Source organism: Microbacterium sp. Root280D1, from assembly GCF_001428975.1.
Lineage (GTDB): Bacteria > Actinomycetota > Actinomycetes > Actinomycetales > Microbacteriaceae > Microbacterium.
Genome location: NZ_LMJK01000001.1, coordinates 118750 through 142411 on the forward strand (window position 1 = coordinate 118750; position 23662 = coordinate 142411).

Sequence of the window (23662 nt, forward strand, 5' to 3'; positions counted from 1 at the left end):
TCATCCGACACGCTCGGCCTGATACTCGGTGCGCTCGACCACCTCGGCGGTGTCGAGCTCGCGCCAGAACTCGTGCATCGCATCGATTCGCTGGTCGCTGAGCTCATCGGCCATCTCCGCGGTGTCGATGTACGTGTCGAGGTGGTGCGCATCGACCGTCAGGTCCCCGAGGGTGTCCTGCGGGGTTCCTTCAGTGAGCAGGGTGATGCTGTCATCCGACCCGGTCCCCTCGGGCGATCCTCCGCCGGCCAGCCCGGAGACCATGTCGTCGGAATGACGCAGCTGGATGATGGTCTGGTCGTCATCCAGGGTCGGCTCGACCGGGCTTCCCGCCGTGATCTGCATCTGCACGTCGAACGGACTCTCCATCGCGAGGTGAGCGGCGACCATGGCCGATTGCGAATGGGCGACGACATCGACCTCATCGCCCGGCTGCGCCCCCGCCGCCTCGAGCGCCTCGATCGTCGCCTGATACGACGCGGATCTCTTCCCGGTGTAGAGCTCGGCGTTGGACTTGGAGTCCCACGGCTGCGCACCTCCCCACGCGACGCTCTGCGTTCCTTCCAGGTAGGCGACGAACTTCGTGGTGCCGTCGGCGAAGGAGTACTTCTCTACGGCGACCTGCGCTCCGACGGCGACCGGCATGCGCCTCAAGGCTCCCGCCAGGCCCGAGGGCGCCCCCTGGGGCGACGACGTCTTCACCGGCGAGACCGTGACGGGGTCGGCCGTGCCCTGCAGCCTCTCGCCGGGGAGCACCTTGCCGAACCCCGAGAACGCCCCGACGAGCGCCGCGGTCCCGAAGACGTGGTCGTACAGGGCGGGCGTCACGAGGTTGCCCGTGAGGCCTTCGAATCGTCTGGCGCGCCACTGAGCGACGAGGTCGTCGGCCATCTTCGAGATGCGTTCGTCCGACGCAGCAAGACGATCGGCTCGTCGTGTCAGCCGCTGCGCCGTGCTCGGATCGGTCTGCGCGAGCATCTCGGCCTCCGCTCGCAGCTCGACGTATTCGTAGGCATCGGCCATGAGAAGGGTGGACTCGGCGGTCTCCTGGCACTCGGAGTGGAGTCGAGCTACGCGCTCGCCCGACGCCCACAGCCCCACCGTGTCGACGTGCTCGCTGAAGCCCGGTGTGTCGACGATGATCCGATGCGCTCGCATGATGGCCGAACGCGCATCGTCATAACGGGAGGCGACGGCATCGATGCGGTGAGCGACATCGCGCAGCACGTCGGGGTCGACGGCGATCGCTCCCCCGTGGTCGATCGTCAGCCCTGTCATGAGACGTCGATCCGTTCGGCCTCTGACTCACGGCTGCGCATCTCGGATGCCTCGACGCGTGTCCTCCGTCGGAGATCGTCGAGCGAGTGCTCCATCGCGCGCACCCCGTCGGAGTGCCAGTCGGTGTCGGCGGTGAGGACGGCGAGCGATGCGCGCACGTCGTCGAGCGCCTCGACGGCGCTGCGAAGCGCTGCCACGGCGCGGGACTGGGCCCAGGCGGTGTCTGCGGTGCCGGTCTGTGCGAGTGCGAAGGAGTACATGCGCCCAGCATCCGCGATCCACTGCCGCTGCGATGTGCGGACGACCCTCGGATCTCGGGCCTCGTGAGCAGTTGGCTCGGTCGCGGCACCGGTGCAGAACGGGTGCGCCCGACCGGCCCCGGATCTCCGGCATCGCGCGATCGGGCTGCGACCGGCAGAATAGGACGGTGACATCCCCGGATCCCTTCCGCGTGATCTTCGTGTGCACGGGGAACATCTGCCGCTCTCCGATGGCGGAGGTGGTGTTCCGCGATCTCGCGGAACGTCAGGGTCTCGGCTCGCGGATCGTCTCCCGCAGCGCGGGAACAGGCGATTGGCACCTCGGCGAACGGGCCGACCACCGCACTCTCGATTCCCTCAGCCGCCGCGGCTACGACGGCTCACTCCACCGCGCGAAGCAGTTCACCTTCTCCTCCTTCTCGGAGAACGACCTCGTCGTCGCCCTCGACCGCACTCATGAGCGCATCCTGCGCGAGTGGGCCGCCAACGAGGACGAGGAGGGCAAGGTCACCCTGCTGCTCGCCTTCGACCCCGACGCGCACAGCCAGGATGTCCCCGACCCCTACTACGCCGGCGCCGAGATGTTCGATTCGGTGCTCGGTATGATTGAGACCGCGACTCGCGGGCTGTTCCGCCAGCTCGAGCCGGCTCTCCGCCAGCCCCGCACGCCCCGCACTCCCGGGGCCCGATCAGGAGGACTCCCCTGACTTTCCAGCCTTCGCTCCCGCCCCAGCCGCTGAGCCCCCTCGACGGTCGCTACCGCGGCGCCGTCACCGGCCTCGCCGACTTCCTCTCGGAGGCCGGCCTCAACCGCGCCCGTGTCGAGGTAGAGGTGGAGTGGCTGATCGCGCTCACCGACCGCTCGCTCTTCGAGACGAGCCCCCTGTCGGATGCCGACAAGGAGCGCCTGCGCGCCCTCTACCGCGACTTCGGCCAGGCCGAGATCGACTGGCTCGCCGAGAAGGAAGCCGTCACGCAGCACGACGTGAAGGCGATCGAGTACCTCGTGCGCGACCGCCTGTCGGCCCTCGGCCTCGACGCGATCGCCGAGCTCACCCACTTCGCCTGCACAAGCGAGGACATCAACTCCGCGTCCTACGCCCTGACCGTCAAGCGCGCGGTCGAGGAGGTCTGGCTGCCGGGTCTCGACGTCGTGATCGCGAAGCTCCGCGAGCTGGCCGCCGAGCACGCCGACGCCGCGATGCTCTCCCGCACCCACGGTCAGCCGGCCACTCCGTCGACCATGGGCAAGGAGCTCGCCGTCTTCGCGTGGCGTCTCGAGCGCGTGCGCGCGCAGATCGCAGCATCCGACTACCTCGCCAAGTTCTCGGGCGCGACCGGCACCTGGTCGGCGCACATCGCCGCCGACCCCGACGCCGACTGGCCCACCATCTCGCGCGAGTACATCGAGGGCCTGGGTCTGGGTTTCAACCTGCTGACGACGCAGATCGAGTCGCACGACTGGCAGGTCGAGCTCTACGATCGCGTGCGTCACGCCGGCGGGATCCTGCACAATCTCGCCACCGACATCTGGACGTACATCTCGCTCGGCTACTTCGCGCAGATCCCCGTCGCGGGCGCGACCGGATCGTCGACGATGCCGCACAAGATCAACCCGATCCGGTTCGAGAACGCCGAGGCCAACCTCGAGATCTCCGGCGCCCTGCTGGCATCCCTCGGACAGACCCTCGTCACCAGCCGACTGCAGCGCGACCTCACCGACTCGACGACGCAGCGCAACATCGGCGTCGCGTTCGGCCACTCGCTGCTCGCGATCGACAACCTGCGTCGCGGTCTGAACGCCATCTCGCTCTCGCGCGACGTGCTGCTCGCCGACCTCGACGTGAACTGGGAAGTCCTCGCCGAAGCAATCCAGACCGTCATCCGCGCGGAGGTCGTCGCCGGCCGCTCGTCGATCAGCGACCCCTACGCGCTGCTGAAGGAGCTCACCCGCGGTCACCGCGTGGGCGCCGCGGACCTGGCGGAGTTCGTCGAGGGACTCGAGATCGGGGATGCCGCGAAGCAGCGTCTGCTCGCCCTGACCCCCGCCTCGTACACCGGCATCGCCGAGCAGCTCGCGAAGTAGGCGCGAACGCGCGGGTGCCGCTGAAGCATCCGCGCGTTCGGTGCGGGGCCAGAAACGCACCGCGCGCGCGATGCGGGTCCAGAAACGCACCGCAATCGGCCGAATCGGATGCGAAAGTGACCCCGCAGCCAAGCGACCCGCAGCGAAGCGACCCCGCACGAATCTGACCCGGCGCCGGGTCACGAACGCCGTGCGGGCTAGGGGCGGGGCTCTCCGGAGTGCGCGCCCGCCGGATCCCGCGGCATGAACGCCGCGGCGATCAAGGTGAGCACGGCCACGACGGCGGCAGCGATGAACACCCAGACGGATGCCGAGATGATGGTTGCCGGGTCCTCGGGCCCCGCGCCCTGCGCGATCACCGAGTTCGAGATCGCGCCGAACACGGCCACCCCGAGCGCGCTGCCGGCCGAGCGGGCGAAGGCGTTCATGCCGGTCACGGCACCGCGCTCGCCCCAGCCGACCGAGGCCTGAGCCGCGATCAGCGTCGGGGCGGCGCTCCAGCCGAGGCCGAAGCCCAGGACGAATGCCACGGCGGCGATCGAGAACGGATTGGGCCAGGGAGAGACCACCGCCAGAGCGATCGCCGCGACCGCGGTGATCGACATGCCGGTGAGCGCTGTGCGTCGGAAACCGATCCGTATGTACAGCCGGCCCGCGTTCGCGGCGGCGAGCGGCCAGCCGAGGGTGAGCGCCGCGACGGCCAACCCCGACAGCAGCGGCGCGATGCCGATGGACCCTTCCAGATATGCGGGTGCGAAGCTCGTCACGCCGGTCATCAGGGCGCCGATGCCCAGGGAGACGATCGTGGTCGTGAGGATCAGCGGCCGCGCCGCCAGGCGCAGGTCCACGATCGGCTCGGCTGCGCGACGCTCAACGAGGCCGAAGGCCACGAGCGCCGCGGCGCCGAGTCCGAAGCAGACGGCACTGGGGATCGACAGCCACGCCCAGGCGTTGCCGCCCTCCAGCATCCCGAGGATCAAGCCCGTGAGTCCGACCGTGAGCAGCACGGCACCGGCGTAGTCGATGCGATGACGCTGCGTCTGCTTCTCTTCGTGATATCGCCGCAGCAGCATCCATCCCGCGATCAGACACAGCGGGATGTTGACCCAGAAGATCCACCGCCAGGCGTCGAGCTGGGCGAAGATGCCGCCGAGCGCCGGCCCGACGACAGAGGAGATCGCCCACACCGAGGCGATGTACCCCTGCACCTTGGCGCGCTCGGCGACCGTGTAGATGTCGCCGACGATCGTCATCGACATCGGCGCGACGGCACCGGCGCCGAGGCCCTGGATGATGCGGAACACGATCAGGGCGGTCATGCTCCAGGCGAAGCCGGAGAGGACCGACCCGAGCAGGAACAGCGCGATGCCGAGCAGGATGATCGGCTTGCGGCCGACGGTATCGGCGAAGCGCGAGTAGATCGGCACGCTGACCGCCTGTGCGAGCAGATAGACCGAGAAGAGCCAGGGGAACTGCTGGTAGCTGCCCAGATCGCGCACGATGCTGGGCACCGCGGTCGCGAGGATCGTCGCGTCGATCGCGATCAGCCCCGTGGCGAGCATGAGGGCCCCGAGCACCGGGCCTCGTTCCGACCTGAGTCCGATGGAGGCGCGGTCGATCGAGGCAGTCACTACAGGGACAAGCCGTCGCAGCCCGGGACTATTCCGGTCGCGATGGCGAACCTTGCGATCCGGTCAGGAGGAGCTTGCGATCCGGTCAGGAGGAGGACGTGCGGCCCGGCTTGTCGGCGCCCGGCTCGTCGGGAGTCTCGGGGTCGAACAGCACGGGGCGGTCGACCTTCTTGGTGACCTCGGCCGGGTCGACCACGAGGATCAGCATCGCGAGGAACAGCAGCGTGACGATGAATGCGCCGCCGCCGACCACCAGGCCGAGAGCGATCGGCGTGAGGCCGTCGTAGGTGCCGTTCGCGATGGCGTTGTTCACCCGGGCGGTGAAGGCGCCGGTCGACACGAGCGTCACCACCGCGGCGAAGACACCGCAGCCGAGAGCGATGCCCAGCAGGTGCAGCGGGCGCAGAATGTCGCGTCGGGTGGGCTTCTCGTCGCTCATCGCTCTCCTCCGTGCCCGGCGGGGGCGGGGTCGTTCTCGATCGTGGTCCCGGCGGCGACAGCATCCGCTCGCTTCGGGGTCAGACCGGCGATGCCGAGGAAGACCGCGACGATGGCCGCGTATCCGCCGAACATCCCGACGCCGAGGATGATGCCGGTGAGCTCGAACGCACCGGCTCCCTCGATGGCGTACGGCTGCACGAAGCCCGCCGGGATCGCGATCAGGAGCACGGCCAGCAGCAGGCCGAACGCGCCGAGGGTGATCGAGTCCCGTGCGGTCGCATCGCCGGCTTTGCGAGCACGGAGTCCGACGACGAGCTCGAGGATGCCGGTCGAGACCGCCCAGGCGATCACGACGACGAAGAAGAGGTCTTCGGTACGCCATGCGGGCACACCGGCGGTCATCCCGGCGACGAAGCTCAGCAGGGCGAACACGACGGACGGCCAGCGCTGACCGGCCGGGTAGACGAGCCATGCGGCGACGATCATCACGAGGCCGGTGGTGAGCACGAAGCCGCTGAAGACGGAGAGACCGACGGCCGCCGAGTGATCGGGCGAGAAGGTGATCATCACTGCAGCGGCGGCGGCGAAGAGCGCGCGCAGCAGCTGAAGATGACGCACGGTGAACGCGCGGGCGGTGGCAGACATGAAGATCGAGGGTCCTCCGGGGGTGTTCCCCCCAGTCTACGCGGGGGCGCTGAGTGGGCGCCGACACCGGAGAGGTGTTCGCGGGGCCCGATGGATCTCCCCAGATCGATCATCAGGCCCCGCGACAGAACGCAGCGACGGGGGCGACACTGCGTCAGGCCGAGTGGTCGCGAGGTCGGGCACCCTGCTCACGACTGCTCAGCCGATAGACCCCAGAAATAGCACCTCGTCCCCTACGCGATGCTGGTGTGGTCGTATGCTCACTCTAGGGCTCGATTCTTCACATACCGGAGGGGGTGCTGTGATGAGCATGGAAAGTGGTCTGCGCCGATATGCCGATGTATTCGCAGCGTCCTTCCGCGACGCGATCAACGCGCGTGGATTGACTCTGGCGCGGCTGCACGAGCAGCTGCGCGCCCGCGGCAACAGCGTGTCCATGGCGACGCTCAGCTACTGGCGGTCCGGAGCTCGGCGCCCCGAGGGTGCCCAGTCGATGGCCGCGCTCGGCGACATCGAGCAGCTGCTGCACCTCGAGCCCGGCTCTCTCACCGCCCTGCTCGGCACCACGAACCGCACCGGTCCGCTCGGACCCAACCTCTTCCCGCTCGACGAGCAGGAGCTCGAGGACGCCGTCAAAGAGGCGTTCGCCGCTCTCGGCGCGGAGTACCCCGACACGTCGCGCGAACTCACGACCCACTCGGTGACGGACGTGGATGCCGCGGGCAACGTCTCGTACTCGATCACGCGCAGCATCGTGCAGTCGACCGTCGGCACCGTCGCGTCGATCCCGTTCCTCGAGATGACACCGGGCATCAGCACTCCCGCCCCGTTCATCGAGGCGGTGGCGGGAGGACGCATCGCTGCCCGGTACTCGCACCCGAACGGCGAGGTGCACGGCGTCCTGTTCGAACTCGACGTTCCTCTGACCGCTCCGAGCACCGCGATGGTCGAGTGGTCGGTCGCCTACCCCCCGGACTATCCGCCCCAGCGCGAGACGGGTCATGCCGTCGCCCGGCAGACCAGGGAGCTGCTGGTGTGGACGCGATTCCACCCCGACGCGCTGCCCGACCGGATCGAAGAGCGCGTCGAGACGCCGGACGGCTCGAAGATCACCGAGCTGTCTCTCGAGGGCCGCAATTCGGTGCACCAGGTGCGACGCGCATTCGGACCCGGACTGCTCGGCGTCGCCTGGAGCTACGCCGACGGGCGCTGACCGCGCCCGTTCGCGGGCTCAGAGTCGACCGACTCACCCGGGCTGATCGCCGACCGCGACCGGACGCCCCGGAGTGTTCGACCACTGGCTCCACGAGCCGGGGAAGACCTTCGCCTCGATGCCGATCTCATCCAGCACCAGCGCGGTGTGCGCCGCCGTGATGCCCGAGCCGCAGTAGGCCGCGACGAGCGTCCCCTCGGTCACCCCGAGGGCGGCGAAGGTCGCCTGAAGGGTATGAGTGTCGAGGATCCGGCCCTCGGCATCCAGATGGGCGGCCATCGGGACGTTGAGCGCGCCCGGAATGTGCCCGGCGATCGGATCGAAAGGCTCGTGCTCTCCCCGATAGCGATCCGGCGCGCGCGCGTCGAGCAGCACACCGGTGTCGACGAACGAGGCGGCCTCGTCGATCGAGATCGCATCGCCGCCGATCTCGTCGAGGACGACGTCGCCGGGCTCGGCCTGCACGTCATCGTCGGCGACCGGAAGGCCGGCGGCCGTCCACGCGCGGATGCCGCCGTCGAGGACGCGCACGTCGACACCGCCCTGACGCAGCAGCCACCATGCTCGTGACGCGCTGACTCCCTTGGCGTCGTCATAGGCGACGACGACGTCACCCCGGTTCACACCCCACCGCCGGGCGGCATCCTGGAGCGTCGCCGTGGAGGGCAGGGGGTGCCGGCCGTCCGAGGGTTCGCCGTGGGTGGCGAGCTCGGTCGCGAGCGGCACGAAGACCGCCCCCGGGATGTGGCCCGCGAGGTAGTCCTCTCGGCCGTCGGGCCGGTCGAGTCGCCAGCGCACGTCGATCACACGCACGGGGGTCTCGGACGTCAGCAGATCGTGCAGTTCGGTGGCGCTCACGAAGTTGCTCATGATCCGAGGCTAGCGAGACGCCGTCCGGATCGCGCACCCGGCCGTATTCCGTCGACATATCGGGCCGATCGGCGATTCGAGACGGCGGTCGGCGCGGCGCTAGGCTCGTCCCGGCCGCGTCGAGAAAGGACAGCATGTCCACTCGATTCCGCTTCATGAGCCTGCGCCGACAGGAGGTCGCCCTCATCGCCGTGACGGCGGTCTGGGGCAGCACATTCCTCCTGGTGCACTGGGCGATGCAGCACTCGGGGCCGTGGTTCTTCGTCGGCATCCGGTTCCTGGTCGCCGGCGCGATCAGCATCGTCATCTTCCGCCGGGCGCTGCGCGGCATCCGCTGGCGCGACATCGGCGCCGGGGTCGCGATCGGCGTGATGATCTATCTCGGATACGGATTGCAGACCGTCGGGCTGCAGACCATCGATTCGAGCACCTCGGCGTTCATCACCGCGATGTACATCCCTCTCGTGCCGCTCGCGCAGTGGGCCGTCTTCCGCAAGCGCCCACCGGCCATGGCGTTCGTGGGCGCCGCGCTCGCTTTCCTCGGACTGCTGCTCATCGCGGGACCCGATGCGTTCGCCCTGACCCTCGGGGCGGGCGAGATCCTGACGCTCATCAGCACCCTGCCCATCGCGGCCGAGATCATCCTGATCAGCGTGTTCGCCGGCCGGATCGACCTCGGCAGGATCACGATCATCCAGCTCCTCACCGCCGGAGTGCTCGGCATCCTCACCATGCCGATCGTCGGCGAGGGCCTGCCCGAGTTCTCGTGGATCTGGGTCGGCTGCGCAGTCGGACTCGGAGCGGCGAGCTGCGTCATCCAGCTCACGATGAACTGGGCCCAGAAGTCCGTGTCCCCGACCCGCGCGACGATCATCTATGCGGGCGAACCGGTCTGGGCGGCCGTGATCGGGCGCATCGCCGGTGAACGCCTGCCCGTCGCCGCGCTGATCGGCGGAGCGCTCGTGGTGCTCGGCATCCTCGCCAGCGAGCTCAAGCCCGTGCGTCGTCGTTCCGGCGAGTAGTGCGCCAGCGGGAATATCGGGGGCGTCGGCGCGTTGCACCCGACATGATTGAAACTTCAACCGTCGTTCCGGTCGCCACAGAGCGGACGCGGGTGCGCGTGCCGATGCGCTTCGCCGACGGGTTCTCGACCACGGCGGATGTCGTCACGTTCGACGGACTGATCGACGGCCGCGAGCACCTGCTGCTCGGGCTCGGCGACTGGCGGGCCGCCCTGGAGCGCGCGGCCGACGGCGGCGACGCACCCCTCGTGCGTCCGCACAGCGAATGCCTGACCGGTGACGTGTTCGGTTCTGAGCGCTGCGACTGCGGCCCGCAGCTGCGTGAAGCCGTCGAGCGCATCGCCGAAGACGGCGGGTTCCTGCTCTACCTGCGCCAGGAGGGTCGGGGCATCGGCCTCTACGCCAAGCTCGACGCGTACGCGCTGCAGGATGCCGGCCTCGACACGTACGAGGCGAACGTCGCACTCGGCCGCGGCGAAGACGAGCGCGACTACACGATCGCCGCGCAGATGCTGCAGGCGGTGGGCGTCGACAGCATCCGTCTGCTGAGCAACAATCCCGACAAGGCGGCACAGCTCGACGCCCTCGGCATCCGCGTCACCGAGCAGGTGGCGACCGGCGTGCACCTGTCGGACGCGAACCACCGCTACCTCGAGGCCAAGCGCGACCACACCTCGCACACGCTCGACCTGTCAGCCGCCTGATGAACGCGCAGCTGGCGAGCGAGCGGAGGCTCGACGATGCGGAGATGCAGACGTGGCTGCCGACCATCCGGTTCGTGCAGCTGCTGCCGCAGGTCCTCGATCGCACGCTCAAGGCCGAGACCGGACTCAAGCACTCGCACTACGCGATCCTGGTGACCCTCGCAGGTCAGGGTGATCGCGCGATCCCGATGACCGAGCTCGCGCAGATCGCCGGGCTCAGCCGCTCACGACTCAGCCACGCGATCGACTCGCTCGAAGACCGCGGCTGGGTGACGCGCACCTCGTGCAGCAGCGACAAGCGCACGCTGACCGCTGCGCTGACGGATGCCGGTCGTGACCTGCTGCGGGCGGCGGCGCCCGTTCATGTGGCGCAGATCCGCGAACTGATCCTCGACCCTCTGACCGCAGAGGAGAGGGAGCAGCTCGGCACGATCTCGGCCAAGCTGCTCCCCGGCGTCGCCGCCGCTCTCTAGGTCACGCCTCGGGGATCTCGCGGCCGAAGGTCTCGAGCGTGACGTCCTCGGGCTCAGGGCCACGGCGCACACCGGTGTCGAGCGCATCGATCGCGTCGAGCTGGTCGGCGGTGAGCTCGAAGTCGAAGACGTCGAAGTTCTCGGCGATGCGGGCGGGACGCACCGACTTCGGCAGCGCGGAGCGCCCCTGCTGCAGGTGCCAGCGCAGCATCACCTGTGCCGGCGACTTGCCGTGCTCTGCGGCGATGGCCGTGAGCGTCTCGTCGTCGAAGACGGATGCGCCGTTGGGGCGGTAGGCCGTGATGCCGCCGATGGGCGACCACGCCTGGGTGACGATGCCGGCCGCGGCATCCGCCTGCTGCACCTCGCGCTGCTGGAAGTAGGGGTGCACCTCGATCTGGTTGAGCGCGGGGACGATGCTCGTCTCCGCCGCCAGCTTGTCGAGGTGCTCCACCATGAAGTTGCTGACGCCGATGGCGCGCACCCGACCGTCGGCGAGCAGGGTCTCGAGCGCCTTATAGGCACCCAGGGTGAGGTCGAAGCGGGTCGGCAGGGCCTGGTGCAGGATCAGCAGGTCGAGCTGATCGACCCCGAGCTTGCCCGTCGACTTCTCGAACGCGTGCAGGGTCTCGTCGTAGCCGAAATCGCTGATCCAGACCTTGGTCTCGATGAAGACCTCGTCGCGCGCGATACCGGTGCGGCGGATCGCCTCGCCCACCTCGCGCTCGTTGCCGTACGCAGCGGCGGTGTCGATCAGGCGGTAGCCGGTCTCGAGAGCGGTGCTGACGGCATCGACCGTCTCGTCCGGAGCGGCCTGGAACACTCCGAAGCCGAGGGCGGGCATCTCGATGCCGGTGTTGAGCGTGATGTTCATCGTCATACCTCCAGTGTGCGCGTCCGCTCACACGCGAGGGAGAGTCCACCAGTACCTCCCTTCGTCGCGACAGGGGGCGTACCGTCGCATACATGGACACCCGCAGCGAGGTGCGCGAATTCCTCTCGTCGAGGCGCGACCGCATCACCCCCGACCAGGCCGGCCTCCCCGCATTCGGCGGCAACCGGCGTGTGCCGGGGCTGCGCCGTGAAGAGGTGTCGCTGCTCGCCGGCGTCAGCGTCGACTATTACACCCGACTCGAACGGGGCGATCTGTCCGGCGTCTCCGACAGCGTGCTCGATGCGCTCGCCCGTGCTCTTCAGCTCGACGAGGCCGAGACCGCGCATCTGTTCGATCTCGCCCGCACCGCGAACGCCTCACCCGTCGCCCGCAAGCCGCGCAAGAAGGTCGAGACGCTGCGCCCCAGCATCCTGCGCCTGCTCGACGCGATGACCGAGGCGCCGGCGATCGTGCGCAACAACTACTTCGACTACCTCGCGGCGAACGCGCTCGGCCGCGCGCTCTATGCGCCCCTGTTCACGACCCCGGTGCCGAACAGCGCCCGCTTCGCCTTCCTCGACCCGGCCGCACAGACGTTCTACCCCGAATGGGAGCGAAACACCCAGGAGCTCGTGGCCGCGATGCGCGGCGAAGCGGGGCGCAACCCGTTCGACCGCAAGCTCACCGACCTCGTGGGCGAGCTGTCGACGCGCAGTGAGCGGTTCCGCACCCTGTGGGCGGCGCACAACGTGCGCTTTCACCGCAGCGGTGTCAAGCGCATCAACCACCCGGTCGTCGGCGAGATGGAACTCACCTACGAGGCGTTCGAGCTGCCGGCTGACCCGGGCCTGCAGATGTCGACGTACACGGCCGAGCCGGGAACGGCATCCGCCGACAAACTGCGGATGCTCGCGAGCTGGGCGGCGACCGACGCTGCCGATGGGACCATCGATGCGCCTTCAGAGCGCACCGAGGCCTGATTTCTGCTCTGAGCAGAACCGCTCGAATCGTGCGCTGACGGCGGATTATCGTGAGGCATGGCCGACCTCGTCCCGTTCCCTCGCGCACCTCTCTCTGCCCGCCCTCGTCCCAGTGAGCCCGAGCCCCTATGGCGCCAGATGGTCGGCGATCAGCTGCGCCGTCGACGACACGACCGGGACGAGACCCTGACCGAGACGGCAGGGAACGCCGGAGTCTCGTCGCAATACCTCTCCGAGGTCGAACGGGGACTCAAGGAGCCGTCGAGCGAGATGATCGCGGCGATCGCCGGGGCCCTCGACACCTCGCTGATCGAACTGACGAGCGCCGTGGCCGACGAGCTGCGCCAGGCGACGATGGCTCCGGCATCCGCTGCGGTGTCCGCCACCCGCGGGGCCTTCGCCCTCGCCGCCTGACGGCTCGTCTCGTCTGCCCGCCCCGTCTGCAGGTCCGTCCGTCTGAAGGTCCGTCCGTCTGCAGGTCCGTCCGTCTGCAGGTCCGTCCGTCTGCAGGACTTCGGCACGGATGAAGGACCAGAACGGCAGAATCATCCTGCATCCGTGCCCCGATCCTGCAGACGAACGCCGTGGCCCCTCAGTCCGCCCGCTCCCCCAGCACGGTGTCGACCAGACCGTAGTCCCGGGCGGCGGATGCCGTGAAGACGCGATCCCGGTCGGTGTCGGCGCGCAGCTCGCTCAGCGAGCGTCCGCTGTGCCTGGCGAGGATCGACTCCATGTCGGAACGCACCCGCACGACCTCGTCCGCCGCGAGGATGAGGTCGGGGATCGCTCCCCGCGACTGGCCCGCCGGCTGATGCAGCACGATGCGGGCGTGCGCGAGAGCTGCCCGCTGTCCCGGAGCCCCTGCCGCGACCAGCAGCGCCGCCGGCCCGATTGCCTGACCCACACACGTCGTCGCGATCGCCGGACGCACGTGCTGCATGGTGTCGTAGATCGCGAGCGCCGCCCCCGGGTCGCCACCTTCGCTGTTGATGTAGAACTGGATGCCGGAATCCTGGCTGTCGGCATCGAGGTGCAGCAGCTGCGCGATCAACGCGTTGGCGACTCCGGCGTCGACGCCGGTGCCGAGATAGATGACCCGCTCGGCGAGCAGGTGCGAGTAGACGTCCATGACGCGTTCACCGCGCGGATGCTGCGCGATGACGTTGGGGATCGTGTAGCCGCTCATGCGCCCGCACCCAGCCCGACCCGGGCCCGACGACGCGGCATGAGATCCGCGAGCGAGGCGACGATCTCGTCGATGAAGCCATAGTCCTTCGCCTGCTCCGCCGTGTACCAGCGGTCGCGCAGCGAGTCCTCGAAGATGCGCTCCACGGGCTGTCCGGTGTCGGCCGCGATCAGCCCGAGCACGGTGTCGCGCATGTGCCTCAGGTCGTCGGCCTGCGTCTCGAGCTCGCCCGCCGAGCCGCCGATCCCGGCAGAGCCCTGATGCATGAGGATGCGCGCGTGCGGGAGCGCCCTGCGCTTGCCCCTCGCCCCGGCTGAGAGGAGGAACTGCCCGGCGCTGCACGCGAGCCCGAGTGCGAGGGTCGACACGTCGTTCGGCACGAGGGTCATGAGGTCGCGGATCGCGAGCATCGCCGGCACGGAACCACCGGGCGAATGGATCCACAGGGCGATGTCGGTCGTCGGATCCTCCGCCGAGAGGGTGAGCAGCTGCGTCATGAGCAGCGTGCCGTTGTCGTCGTCGAGGGCGCCGTCGAGCACGAGCACTCGTTCGTGGAACAGTGCCCGGCGGGCCTCGGGGCCGAACTGCGGGATGGGGTTGTCTTCGCTCATGGCCCCAGCATCCGCCGCCGTGTCGGAGTGCGGGCGAGTATCCGCTCGCGGCAGATCGGCCCAGAGCAGATAGGCCCAGAGGAGATCGGCCCCAGCAGATCCACCCGTGCAGATCGGTTCGGCATCCTCGCGTAACACCCCCGACTCACGCGACTCCTACCCTCGAAGCATGGCGAAGCAGAAGACACCCGAGTGGCAGTGGTCCGAAGACGGCATCAACTTCCGCACCCGCAAATGGGTGAAGCCGGAAGACCTCAACGCGAACGGATCGCTGTTCGGCGGCAGCCTGCTGAAGTGGATCGACGAAGAGGCCGCGATCTACGCGATCGTGCAGCTGGGCAACTATCGGGCCGTGACGAAGCACATCTCCGAGATCAACTTCGAGGCCTCAGCCGTGCAGGGCGACCTGATCGAGATCGGCCTGCAGGCCACGCACTTCGGCACCACGTCTCTGACGATGCGCGCCGTCGCCCGCAACATGATCACGCGCAAGCGCATCCTCACGATCGAGAAGATCGTTTTCGTGAGCCTGGACGACGACGGGATGCCGACGCCGCACGGATACGACGAGATCACGTACAACCGCGATCGGATGCCGACCGAGCGCATCGCCACGGGGACGATCCGTCTGCCCTAGCCGCGGCTCCCGCCCGCTCGTCCGCCCGTGTGCGGGCCTCCGTTCAGGAGGCGATCTCTCGCACCGAAGGACCAGGCAGTGGATTCGGTCCTTCTGAGCGAGGGATCTCCTTCCGCACGTGCGGGGGTCAGAGGCCGGCGTCTGCGCTCGGTGCGAGGATGGAACACGTCTGCCGAGCAAAGGAGCCCAGAATGAGCCGCAGCGCCACCGCAGCCACGACCGCGATCAGAGAGATGCGCGACTTCCTGTTCGCAAACGCGACGGACTACGCCGCGGCACGCGAGGGGTTCGCCTGGCCTGCGCCCGCTGAGTTCAACTTCGCGCTCGAATGGTTCGACGTGATCGCCGGCGAGTCGCCCGACCGCCCGGCGGTGCAGATCGTGTCAGCCGACCTCAGCCTCGAGTCGTGGACCTACGGAGAGCTGTCGAGCCGCTCCGACCAGGTCGCCGCCTGGCTCACAGGACTCGGCATCGGGCGGGGCGACCACGTCATCGTGATGCTCGGCAACACCATCGAACTCTGGGAGGTGATGCTCGCGATCACCAAGGTCGGCGCGGTGTCGATCCCCACCTCGACGCTGCTCTCGGCATCCGACCTGGCCTACCGCGTCGACCACGGACGCGCCCGCGCCATCGTGACGCTCGGCGGCCTGGCCGAGCGCATCACCGACATCGACGGCGACGTCCTGCGCATCGGGGTGGGCGAGGGCATTCCGGCCGGGTGGACGCGCTTCGACGATTCCGCCGACGCTCCGACGACCTTCGAGCCCGACGCCGCGACCCCCGCCGATGACACGGCTCTGCTCTACTTCACGAGCGGCACGACCAACCGTCCGAAGCTCGTGCAGCACACCCACGTGTCGTACCCGATCGGGCATCTGTCGACCATGTGGTGGCTCGGTGTGCGCCCCGACGACGTGCACCTGAACATCTCGTCGCCGGGTTGGGCGAAGCATGCGTGGTCGAGCTTCTACTCGCCCTTTCTCGCCGAGGCGACCGTGTTCGTCTACAACTACGACCGCTTCGACGCGAACACCCTCATGCAGGTCATGGACACGCATCATGTCTCGACGTTCTGCGCGCCGCCCACCGTGTGGCGGATGCTGATCCAGGCCGACCTCGGGCGCTTGACCCACCCGCCGCGCGAGCTCGTCGGAGCCGGCGAACCGCTGAACCCCGAGGTCATCGACCGGGTGCAGGAGGCGTGGAGAGGCACGATCCGCGACGGCTTCGGCCAGACCGAGATGACGGCCTGCGTGGGCAACTCCCCCGGTCAGGTCGTCAAGATCGGATCGATGGGACGACCCCTGCCCGGATACCCCGTCGTGCTGCTCGACCCCGCGACCGGTGAGCTCGCCGAGCACGAGGGCGAGATCGCGCTCGACCTGGCGCATCCTCCGGTGGGGCTCATGGCCGGGTACTACGACGACCCCGAGAAGACGGCCGAGTCGCGCGTCGGCGGATACCACCACACGGGCGACATCGCCCAGCGGGATGCCGCCGGCTATCTGACCTACATCGGCCGGGCGGACGACGTGTTCAAGGCGTCCGACTACAAGATCTCGCCGTTCGAGCTCGAGTCGGTGCTGCTGGAGCACGACCTCGTGATCGAGGCGGCGGTGATCCCGAGCCCCGATCCGACGCGGCTCGCAGTCCCGAAGGCGTACGTGTGCCTGCGCCCCGACGCGGCCGGATCCGACGCCGAGGCCGCGCGATCGATCTTCGCCTACGCCCACGACCGGCTGTCCTCGCACCTCTGGGTGCGGATCATCGAGTTCGTGCCCGAGCTGCCCAAAACGATCTCCGGCAAGATCCGCCGGGTCGAACTGCGCGCCCGAGAGGCCGAGCGCGTGGCCTCAGGAGACGAGGCCGCGCAGCACCGGGATCGCGACTACCGCTGAGTGCGGCTCAGCCTGCGAGCGCGGGCTGACTGCCGGTGCTCGGCGCTTTCGTGGAGCGCGCCGGGACCGTCGGCTCGGGCGCGTCGACGACAGCCTGGATCCGCGCGGCGCGGGCGACCTCACGGGCAGGCTCGCCCGCGTTGACGATCCCGCGTGCGACGGCTCCGATCACCAGCATCGTGACGAGCACGATGCCGGACACGAGCAGCGGCGTCCACTGATTCGCGAACGATGCCGTGGTGCTGAGCATCGCGCTCGGGATCCACAGTCCTACCGCTCCGCCGGCGAGACCCGCCGCTCCGCGCATGATCGCGACTCCCGCCACGATCGCGCACAGCGCCGCGAGCACGGCCCCCACCACTCCGATCGGCACCAGTATCGATGCCAGTTCGCTTGCCACCCTTGACGATGTCATCACGACCCCCCGGTCCGCGGAACCTCCGCATCACCAACATTACGAAGTGTCGGCATTCTGGGCATCCATCTGAAGGATGATGTTCCTCAACCGTGACGCGTTGTTCAGCGGCGCTTCAACCGTGCGAACCGTGTCCTCTTGACCACTCGCACCGGCTGGGTGACGACCGCGTCGACGACCATCGAGCCGTCGGTCGGGCCGATGATCGCCATCGCCGACGTCTCGGTGGACTCGATCGGGTCGACCGGCATGCGGGCGAGCGACCGGTGAGCGCGCACGTACGCGGGCACCAGCAGCACGATCGCGCCGAGCCAGGCGAGAGGGTTGCTGAGCGCGACGCCCTCGAATCCGATGAGCGCGCCGAGCACGACCGCCGCTCCCACGCGCATCACCAGCTCGATCACGCCCGTGACGGTGGGGATGAGTGTGTGGCCGAGGCCCTGCAGCGCACCGCGGAGCACGAACAGCACACCGAGGGCCCAGTACCCGCATCCGTTGATGATCAGCATGAGGTGCGCGAGTCGCACGACCTCGTCGGACCCCTCACCGACGAACAGGCGCACCATCGGCGTGCCGAACGCGATGATGATGACGCCGAGTGCGATGCCGGCGGCGATCGCCATCCAGGTGCCCTCGACGACTCCTCGACGGATGCGGTCGGGGCGGCGCCCGCCCAGGTTCTGCGCCGTGTACATCGACGACGCGAGACCCAGCGACGAGAGGAAGGCGACCGCGAGGCCGTCGACGCGGGATGCCGTCGTGTAGGCCGCGACGGCATCCGAGCCGAGCGTGTTCAGCGCCACCTGCACGGTGAGCGTGCCGATCGCGATGATCGATGCCTGGAATCCCATCGGCAGACCGAGGTGCAGGTGCTCCCTGAAGTCGTCGCGGGTGACTCGCCAGTCGGCGCGACGCAGGTGCAGCATCGGCAGGCGACGGCGCACGAACTCGAGGCACAGTGCGACGGAGACGGCCTGGGCCACGACGGTCGCGAGGGCTGCGCCGCCGACTCCCCACTCGAGCGGACCGACCATCAGGATCACGAGGCCGACGTTGAGCGCGCACGAGACGGTCAGGAAGATGAGCGGTGTGCGCGAGTCGCCGATCGCCCGGATGATCGCCGAGAGGTAGTTGAAGAACATCGTCGCGCTCGCGCCGATGAAGCTGATCTGGGTGAAGACCGTCGCCTCGGGCATGAGCTCGGCCGGCGTCTGCAGCAGCTCGAGCACGGGCCGGGCGATCAGGGGCGCGACGATCGTGAGCACCACGCTCGTGATTCCGGTCAGGATCACGCCGGTCGCGACCGAGCGGCGCACGGCGGCACCGTCACCCGCTCCGAACGCCTGCGCGATGGGGATCGCGAAACCGCTGGTCAGACCCCAGGCGAAGCCGATGAGCAGGAACAGCAGGCTGCCGGTGGCGCCGACGGCGGCGAGGGACTCGACGCCGAGGTGCCGGCCGACGACGACGGCGTCGGCGAACTGGTACATCTGCTGCACGACGTTTCCGAGCAGCAGGGGAATGGAGAACGACAGGATGACACGCCACGGACGGCCCGTGGTCAGAGAGGTGGCCATGAGAGAAGAGGCTCGCAGAACTGGGGGATGATCGGGGGTCGTACCAGGATATCGAATCGATTCGGTTGGATGCCATCCCCGATCGCCAAGTACGGTCGGAAGGATGCCGCAGCGGGACGCGGCACGGAACACCGGAGGTTCGAGCGATGACGACAGAGAAGACAGGCGGATCCGTCGGGGTGGACGGGTCGGTCGACGGCGACGAGCAGCACCTGAAGCGGGCACTGAGCAACCGGCACATCCAGCTGCTCGCGATCGGCGGCGCGATCGGCACCGGCCTGTTCATGGGCAGCGGCAAGACCATCTCGGTCGCGGGCCCCTCGGTCATCTTCGTCTACATGATCATCGGCTTCATGCTGTTCTTCGTGATGCGGGCGATGGGCGAGCTGCTGCTCTCGAACCTCAAGTACAAGTCGTTCAGCGACTTCGCCAGCGACCTGCTCGGCCCGTGGGCGGGGTTCTTCACCGGATGGACGTACTGGTTCTGCTGGGTCGTCACCGGAGTCGCCGACGTGATCGCGATCGCCGGCTACACGGATGCGCTGTTCCCCGGCATCCCGTTGTGGATCCCCGGCGTGCTGGTGATCGTCATCCTGCTCGCGCTGAACCTGCCCACCGTCGCCGCCTTCGGCGAGATGGAGTTCTGGTTCGCGCTCATCAAGATCGTGGCGATCGTGGCGCTCATCATCACGGGTCTCGTGATGATCTTCACCGGCTTCCAGCACGATGCGGGCACGGCGAGCTTCGCGAATCTGTGGGATCACGGCGGCATGTTCCCGCACGGGTTCATGGGCTTCGTCGCCGGGTTCCAGATCGCTGTCTTCGCGTTCGTCGGCGTCGAGCTCGTCGGCACCGCCGCGGCCGAGACGAAGGACCCCGAGAAGAATCTGCCGAAGGCGATCAACGCGATCCCGATCCGCATCCTGCTCTTCTACGTCGGCGCCCTCGTCATCCTGATGGCCGTCACGCCGTGGACCGAGTACGTCGCGGGCGAGAGCCCCTTCATCGCGATGTTCGCTCTCGCGGGCCTCGGCATCGCCGCCACCGTCGTGAACCTCGTCGTGCTGACCTCTGCCATGTCGAGCGCCAACTCGGGCATCTACTCGACCTCGCGCATGGTGTTCGGGCTCGCACAGGACGGCGATGCGCCCCGGCTGTTCGGACGCCTGTCGAAGCGCCGCGTGCCGCAGAACGCGCTGTTCCTGTCGTGCATCCTGCTGCTGTCGGGTGTCGTGCTGCTCTACGCCGGCAAGGACATCGGCACCGCGTTCGACATGGTCACCACGGTCTCGGCGGTGTGCTTCATGTTCGTCTGGACGATCTTCCTGTGCAGCTACCTCGTCTACCGGCGCCGGCGGCCCGAGAAGGTCGCCGCATCGAGGTTCCGGATGCCGGGCGGCATCTTCATGGTCTACGTCGTGCTCGCGTTCTTCGTGTTCATCCTGTGGGCGTTGACGACACAGCCCGACACGCTGACCGCGCTGCTCGTGACTCCGATCTGGTTCGTGCTGCTGCTCGTCGCGTGGCTGTTCGTGCGGAAGTCGCAGAACCACCTGACCCGGCACGCCGCGCACATCGCCTACCTGCGCGACGACTCGGCGGAGTAGTCGCGACGGCTCGGCGTTCACAATTCAGCATGAGCCGGCCGATTCCTGACGAATCGGCCGGTTCTGCTGTGTCCGGGACTGCTCGTGCTGAATCGTGAACGGCGGCTGCCTGTGGGAGGTTCCGACAGGCCCTCCCTCGGGGCCGTCAGCGCGCGTAGCGTCGGCCCTGACGAAAGGACTCGACATGCACACTCGCACACTCGGACAGGGCCTCGAGGTCTCGGCAGTCGGACTCGGCTGCATGGGGATGTCGCAGAGCTACGGACCCAACCCCGGCAGCCGCGACGAGATGATCGGCGTGCTGCGGTCGGCTCTCGACCTCGGCGTCACGTTCTTCGACACCGCGGAGGTGTACGGGCCCTATGTCAACGAAGAGCTCGTCGGCGAGGCGCTCGAGCCGATCCGCGACCAGGTCGCCATCGCGACGAAGTTCGGGTGGCGCATCGAAGACGGCAAGAGCGTCGGGCTCGACAGCCGCCCCGAGCAGATCCGCCGCGTCGCGGAGGCATCGCTGCGGCGCCTGCGCACCGATGTGATCGACCTCTTCTACCAGCACCGCGTCGACCCGGACGTGCCGATCGAAGACGTCGCGGGCACGGTGTCGGAGCTGATCGCCGAAGGCAAGGTGCGTCATTTCGGGCTCTCCGAGGCCTCGGCATCCACCATCCGACGCGCGCATGCCGTGCAGCCGGTCACCGCGCTGCAGAGCGAGTACTCGCTGTGGACGCGCGATCCCGAGCGTGAGGTTCTGCCGGTGCTCGGTGAGCTCGGCATCGGCTTCGTACCCTTCAGCCCTCTGGGCAAGGGGTTCCTCACCGGCACCGTCGACCAGACCACCTCATTCGCAGACGGAGACATCCGCGGCACGATCCCCCGCTTCAGCGAGGAGAACCGGGCGGCGAACCAGGCCCTCGTGAGTCACGTCACGGCACTCGCCGAGGCGAAGGACGCATCGTCCGGCCAGATCGCGCTGGCCTGGCTGCTCGCCCGCGAACCGTGGATCGTGCCGATCCCCGGCACCCGCCGCACCTCGCGCATCGCCGAGAACGCGGGAGCGGCGGCCGTGGCGCTCTCGGCAGACGAGATGGCGGATCTCGACCAGCTCGCCGCTCGCGTCGGGGTGCAGGGCGACCGCTACAACCCGCAGCAGATGTCGTTCGTCGACCGGTGAGCCCGCGCTCCTACCCGGCCACGAAGACTTGGCGGAACCGGGCCCAGCGGCGCTGGACCTCAAAGCCTGACCTCTCATACTGCACCGATTTCGCGGCAGTCACCCCGGTGCTCACCGAACGGGTGCCGTCCCTCGTCGAGCGCAAGACGCTGAGCAGAGCGCGAGCGACTCGCGCACCGCCGTCACCGCCTCCAGGCCCGACAGAGAGGCACTCGATCCAGAGATCCTCCGGATCACCAGGCCAGCGGTAAGCGATGGCGAAGCCCTCCGGAAGTCCGTCTCGCCACGCCATCACGCTATCCCTCCGGCTGACGAACGGAGAGTTCCACACAGCGAGAAGATCACGCTCCGCATGGTCGACATCGACTCTGACGCCGTGCGCGCTGCCGTAGATGGCTGCAGCGAGCGGAAGATCTGACTCGTCCAGCAGGCTCAGCGCCACGCCATCCGGGAGGCTCACCCCGCCGAGCTCGCGTGTCGGCGCAGTCATCTCGACGAAGTCCTCGGCGACGAAGCCTCGCTCGCTCAGGATGTGACGCAACGCGTCATCGCCGACCCCGTCGTCGATGATCACCTCGATGATCCGGGCGTCCAACTCCTCGATCCCCGCGTCGCAGAACCAGTCGATCAGCGCTCTCCCCGCTCCGCGTCCTCGATCACCCACCAGAACTCCTCCCCGAAGATCGGCCACGAGGTGACCATCTCTCCTCTGCGGGCTGACCGCGACGCAACCCACCGGTCGCCGTCCGCAATACGCGACAGCGACGTCGACGTCGACCAGAGAGTCCAGCTGGCGCGACATGGCGCCCTCGCCGATGACGCCAGTCGTGCGAAGAAGTTCCTCATGCTCACCGAACTCGCGCGTGTCGAGAAGGCGCACCGAGAGCATGTTCAGCGCCTCCCACCCATGGCGGCGTCCACAGCGTGGACGAGCAGAGCAGAAATCTCGAGGCCCGGAGCGTCGTGTCCGTCCGGCAGGAACTCCACGACATCGATCCCCACGACTCTCCGCGATCCGAGTACCGCGACGAGCACGTCGATAAGCTCCCCCCATCGCACACCACCCGGTAGGGGTGTGCCCGTGGCCGGCATGTGTGCGGGATCGATGACATCGACATCGACCGTTACATACCACGGGATATCAGCGGCGATGGTGCGCAGCAGCGACTCCGCGCCCGCGTCGACCCATGTCCGGCCAGGCCACACGTGATGCGAATCGAGCGTCTCGGGATCGACTGAGGTGAGCTGGCGGATGCCGCACTGGACGATATGCGCGACCCTGTCATCCCCCGCGCTCCAGTTGAGGAAATTCCCGTGGTGCAGACCCTTCATGTCGCCCGACGCGGGATGGGAGAGATCGTGATGGGCATCGAAGTGCAGCACTCCGATGGAGCCGACGCTATCAGCCACCCCGGCGATGAGTGGCGCCGAGATCGAATGGTCTCCGCCGAGGGCGACGAGCAGTTTGCCCGCGCCGGCGATCCGCCCGGCCAATACCCGCGCGTCGTCAAGTTGCCTCCTGCCACCCCCGCCAGGGTCGGGCAGGATGTCGCCCACATCTCTCACCCGCACAGACTCCATCACACGCTTCCCGCGAACGGGGTCGTGCATACCCCTAGGCGGCTCGGCCGCCTGGAAGACGCTCCTGCTCACGCTCCGAATACCCTGAGGGCCGAATCTGGCTCCCGGCCTGTACGTGACTCCACCGTCAAAAGGGACCCCGACGACGATAACGTCGGCCTCACCGGCGAGCGCGGATCGCACCGAGACGACGGGGGCGCCGAACAGGCCGACCCGCGCGGCGGTCTCCCACTCGGCTCTCGACTCATCCACGAGCACTCCGGCATCGATCAGCCGCTCGATCGCGGCGACGATCACTTCCCGCTCGGCCGAGGCAGAGAACGCCTCGACCACATGTTCGACCAGCTGGGGCACCGCGAACTTCTCGACGGCACGCAAGGACGCTCCGCGGAGGGTCACTCGTGGTCCCGCGGTGCCCCAAGTGAAGTCCGCGCGGTCGAGCCCCTCGATGCGCACGACGGCGTCAGGACGCAGAACAAGGCGTCGTCCGTCAGAGCGA

General features: G+C 68.4%; 25 protein-coding genes. 12 read left to right on the forward strand and 13 right to left on the reverse strand.

Going from position 1 to position 23662, the window contains the following annotated elements:
- Window positions 1-1278 (reverse strand): hypothetical protein, encoded by a 1278-nt coding sequence (locus ASE34_RS00625; RefSeq protein ID WP_056275433.1) that lies wholly within the window; start codon window positions 1276-1278, stop codon window positions 1-3.
- The gene (locus ASE34_RS00630; protein WP_056275436.1) at window positions 1275-1538 is read right to left on the reverse strand and encodes a hypothetical protein; all 264 of its coding nucleotides are present in this window, start codon (window positions 1536-1538) and stop codon (window positions 1275-1277) included. Before ASE34_RS00630 ends, ASE34_RS00625 begins: the two co-directional genes overlap by 4 nt.
- Before the next feature lie 230 nt (window positions 1539-1768).
- Between ASE34_RS00630 and ASE34_RS00635 the strand changes: the two genes are divergently transcribed.
- Both ASE34_RS00635 and purB read left to right on the forward strand, forming a co-directional pair.
- Window positions 1769-2245, forward strand: coding sequence for a low molecular weight protein-tyrosine-phosphatase (locus tag ASE34_RS00635; RefSeq protein ID WP_230100954.1), 477 nt, complete (start codon window positions 1769-1771; stop codon window positions 2243-2245).
- Window positions 2242-3624: an adenylosuccinate lyase gene (gene purB, locus ASE34_RS00640; RefSeq protein WP_056275439.1), complete on the forward strand. Its 1383-nt coding sequence runs from the start codon at window positions 2242-2244 to the stop codon at window positions 3622-3624. The genes ASE34_RS00635 and purB overlap by 4 nt, the downstream gene beginning before the upstream one ends.
- A 197-nt stretch (window positions 3625-3821) precedes the next feature.
- Here purB and ASE34_RS00645 read toward each other — a convergent pair whose 3' ends face one another.
- From ASE34_RS00645 to ASE34_RS00655, 3 genes are all read right to left on the reverse strand, one after another.
- The gene (locus ASE34_RS00645) at window positions 3822-5255 is read right to left on the reverse strand and encodes an MFS transporter (protein WP_056275442.1); all 1434 of its coding nucleotides are present in this window, start codon (window positions 5253-5255) and stop codon (window positions 3822-3824) included.
- A gap of 85 nt (window positions 5256-5340) precedes the next feature.
- The gene (locus tag ASE34_RS00650; RefSeq protein WP_053098147.1) at window positions 5341-5694 is read right to left on the reverse strand and encodes a hypothetical protein; all 354 of its coding nucleotides are present in this window, start codon (window positions 5692-5694) and stop codon (window positions 5341-5343) included.
- The gene (locus tag ASE34_RS00655) at window positions 5691-6341 is read right to left on the reverse strand and encodes a hypothetical protein (RefSeq protein WP_053098148.1); all 651 of its coding nucleotides are present in this window, start codon (window positions 6339-6341) and stop codon (window positions 5691-5693) included. The genes ASE34_RS00650 and ASE34_RS00655 overlap by 4 nt, the downstream gene beginning before the upstream one ends.
- Window positions 6342-6645: 304 nt before the next feature.
- Between ASE34_RS00655 and ASE34_RS00660 the strand changes: the two genes are divergently transcribed.
- A complete protein-coding gene (locus ASE34_RS00660; RefSeq protein ID WP_056275446.1) occupies window positions 6646-7554 on the forward strand; it encodes a hypothetical protein in 909 nt (302 codons plus the stop codon).
- Between the two features lie 33 nt (window positions 7555-7587).
- Here ASE34_RS00660 and ASE34_RS00665 read toward each other — a convergent pair whose 3' ends face one another.
- Window positions 7588-8424, reverse strand: coding sequence for a sulfurtransferase (locus ASE34_RS00665; protein ID WP_056275449.1), 837 nt, complete (start codon window positions 8422-8424; stop codon window positions 7588-7590).
- A 134-nt stretch (window positions 8425-8558) separates the two neighbouring features.
- Between ASE34_RS00665 and ASE34_RS00670 the strand changes: the two genes are divergently transcribed.
- From ASE34_RS00670 to ASE34_RS00680, 3 genes are read left to right on the forward strand one after another with little or no spacing between them, the layout of a single operon-like run.
- Window positions 8559-9446: a DMT family transporter gene (locus ASE34_RS00670; protein WP_056275452.1), complete on the forward strand. Its 888-nt coding sequence runs from the start codon at window positions 8559-8561 to the stop codon at window positions 9444-9446.
- A 44-nt stretch (window positions 9447-9490) separates the two neighbouring features.
- Window positions 9491-10150: a GTP cyclohydrolase II gene (locus ASE34_RS00675; protein WP_053098152.1), complete on the forward strand. Its 660-nt coding sequence runs from the start codon at window positions 9491-9493 to the stop codon at window positions 10148-10150.
- Complete coding sequence (locus tag ASE34_RS00680; RefSeq protein WP_053098153.1) at window positions 10150-10623, forward strand: MarR family winged helix-turn-helix transcriptional regulator; 474 nt, start codon at window positions 10150-10152, stop codon at window positions 10621-10623. The genes ASE34_RS00675 and ASE34_RS00680 overlap by 1 nt, the downstream gene beginning before the upstream one ends.
- Before the next feature lies 1 nt (window position 10624).
- Here ASE34_RS00680 and ASE34_RS00685 read toward each other — a convergent pair whose 3' ends face one another.
- Complete coding sequence (locus tag ASE34_RS00685) at window positions 10625-11497, reverse strand: aldo/keto reductase (protein WP_198032420.1); 873 nt, start codon at window positions 11495-11497, stop codon at window positions 10625-10627.
- 92 nt (window positions 11498-11589) lie between these two features.
- Between ASE34_RS00685 and ASE34_RS00690 the strand changes: the two genes are divergently transcribed.
- Both ASE34_RS00690 and ASE34_RS00695 read left to right on the forward strand, forming a co-directional pair.
- A complete protein-coding gene (locus ASE34_RS00690; RefSeq protein ID WP_053098155.1) occupies window positions 11590-12477 on the forward strand; it encodes a helix-turn-helix transcriptional regulator in 888 nt (295 codons plus the stop codon).
- 57 nt (window positions 12478-12534) lie between these two features.
- Window positions 12535-12891: a helix-turn-helix domain-containing protein gene (locus ASE34_RS00695; protein ID WP_056275455.1), complete on the forward strand. Its 357-nt coding sequence runs from the start codon at window positions 12535-12537 to the stop codon at window positions 12889-12891.
- Window positions 12892-13069: 178 nt separating this feature from the next.
- Here ASE34_RS00695 and ASE34_RS00700 read toward each other — a convergent pair whose 3' ends face one another.
- Window positions 13070-13663 (reverse strand): ClpP family protease, encoded by a 594-nt coding sequence (locus ASE34_RS00700; protein ID WP_056275458.1) that lies wholly within the window; start codon window positions 13661-13663, stop codon window positions 13070-13072.
- The gene (locus ASE34_RS00705; protein WP_056275461.1) at window positions 13660-14274 is read right to left on the reverse strand and encodes a ClpP family protease; all 615 of its coding nucleotides are present in this window, start codon (window positions 14272-14274) and stop codon (window positions 13660-13662) included. Before ASE34_RS00705 ends, ASE34_RS00700 begins: the two co-directional genes overlap by 4 nt.
- Before the next feature lie 169 nt (window positions 14275-14443).
- On the opposite strand from ASE34_RS00705, the gene ASE34_RS00710 reads away from it, so the two are divergent.
- Window positions 14444-14911: an acyl-CoA thioesterase gene (locus ASE34_RS00710; RefSeq protein WP_072592111.1), complete on the forward strand. Its 468-nt coding sequence runs from the start codon at window positions 14444-14446 to the stop codon at window positions 14909-14911.
- Between the two features lie 191 nt (window positions 14912-15102).
- Window positions 15103-16812, forward strand: coding sequence for an AMP-binding protein (locus tag ASE34_RS00715; RefSeq protein WP_056275464.1), 1710 nt, complete (start codon window positions 15103-15105; stop codon window positions 16810-16812).
- A gap of 7 nt (window positions 16813-16819) precedes the next feature.
- On the opposite strand, the gene ASE34_RS00720 is transcribed toward ASE34_RS00715, so the two are convergent.
- Together ASE34_RS00720 and ASE34_RS00725 are read right to left on the reverse strand one after the other, a co-directional pair.
- Window positions 16820-17212: a hypothetical protein gene (locus ASE34_RS00720; RefSeq protein WP_157538028.1), complete on the reverse strand. Its 393-nt coding sequence runs from the start codon at window positions 17210-17212 to the stop codon at window positions 16820-16822.
- Window positions 17213-17331: 119 nt separating this feature from the next.
- Window positions 17332-18804: an MATE family efflux transporter gene (locus ASE34_RS00725; protein ID WP_056275468.1), complete on the reverse strand. Its 1473-nt coding sequence runs from the start codon at window positions 18802-18804 to the stop codon at window positions 17332-17334.
- Between the two features lie 146 nt (window positions 18805-18950).
- Here ASE34_RS00725 and cycA point away from each other — a divergent pair, with 146 nt between their 5' ends.
- Together cycA and ASE34_RS00735 are read left to right on the forward strand one after the other, a co-directional pair.
- A complete protein-coding gene (gene cycA, locus ASE34_RS00730) occupies window positions 18951-20411 on the forward strand; it encodes a D-serine/D-alanine/glycine transporter (protein WP_056275470.1) in 1461 nt (486 codons plus the stop codon).
- Between the two features lie 184 nt (window positions 20412-20595).
- A complete protein-coding gene (locus tag ASE34_RS00735; protein WP_056275472.1) occupies window positions 20596-21582 on the forward strand; it encodes an aldo/keto reductase in 987 nt (328 codons plus the stop codon).
- Between the two features lie 10 nt (window positions 21583-21592).
- Here the strand turns inward: ASE34_RS00735 and ASE34_RS00740 are convergent, their stop codons facing one another.
- The gene (locus ASE34_RS00740) at window positions 21593-22471 is read right to left on the reverse strand and encodes a hypothetical protein (RefSeq protein ID WP_056275475.1); all 879 of its coding nucleotides are present in this window, start codon (window positions 22469-22471) and stop codon (window positions 21593-21595) included.
- Window positions 22472-22473: 2 nt separating this feature from the next.
- A complete protein-coding gene (locus tag ASE34_RS00745) occupies window positions 22474-23517 on the reverse strand; it encodes an arginase family protein (protein ID WP_235567397.1) in 1044 nt (347 codons plus the stop codon).
- Window positions 23518-23662 lie beyond the last annotated feature (145 nt).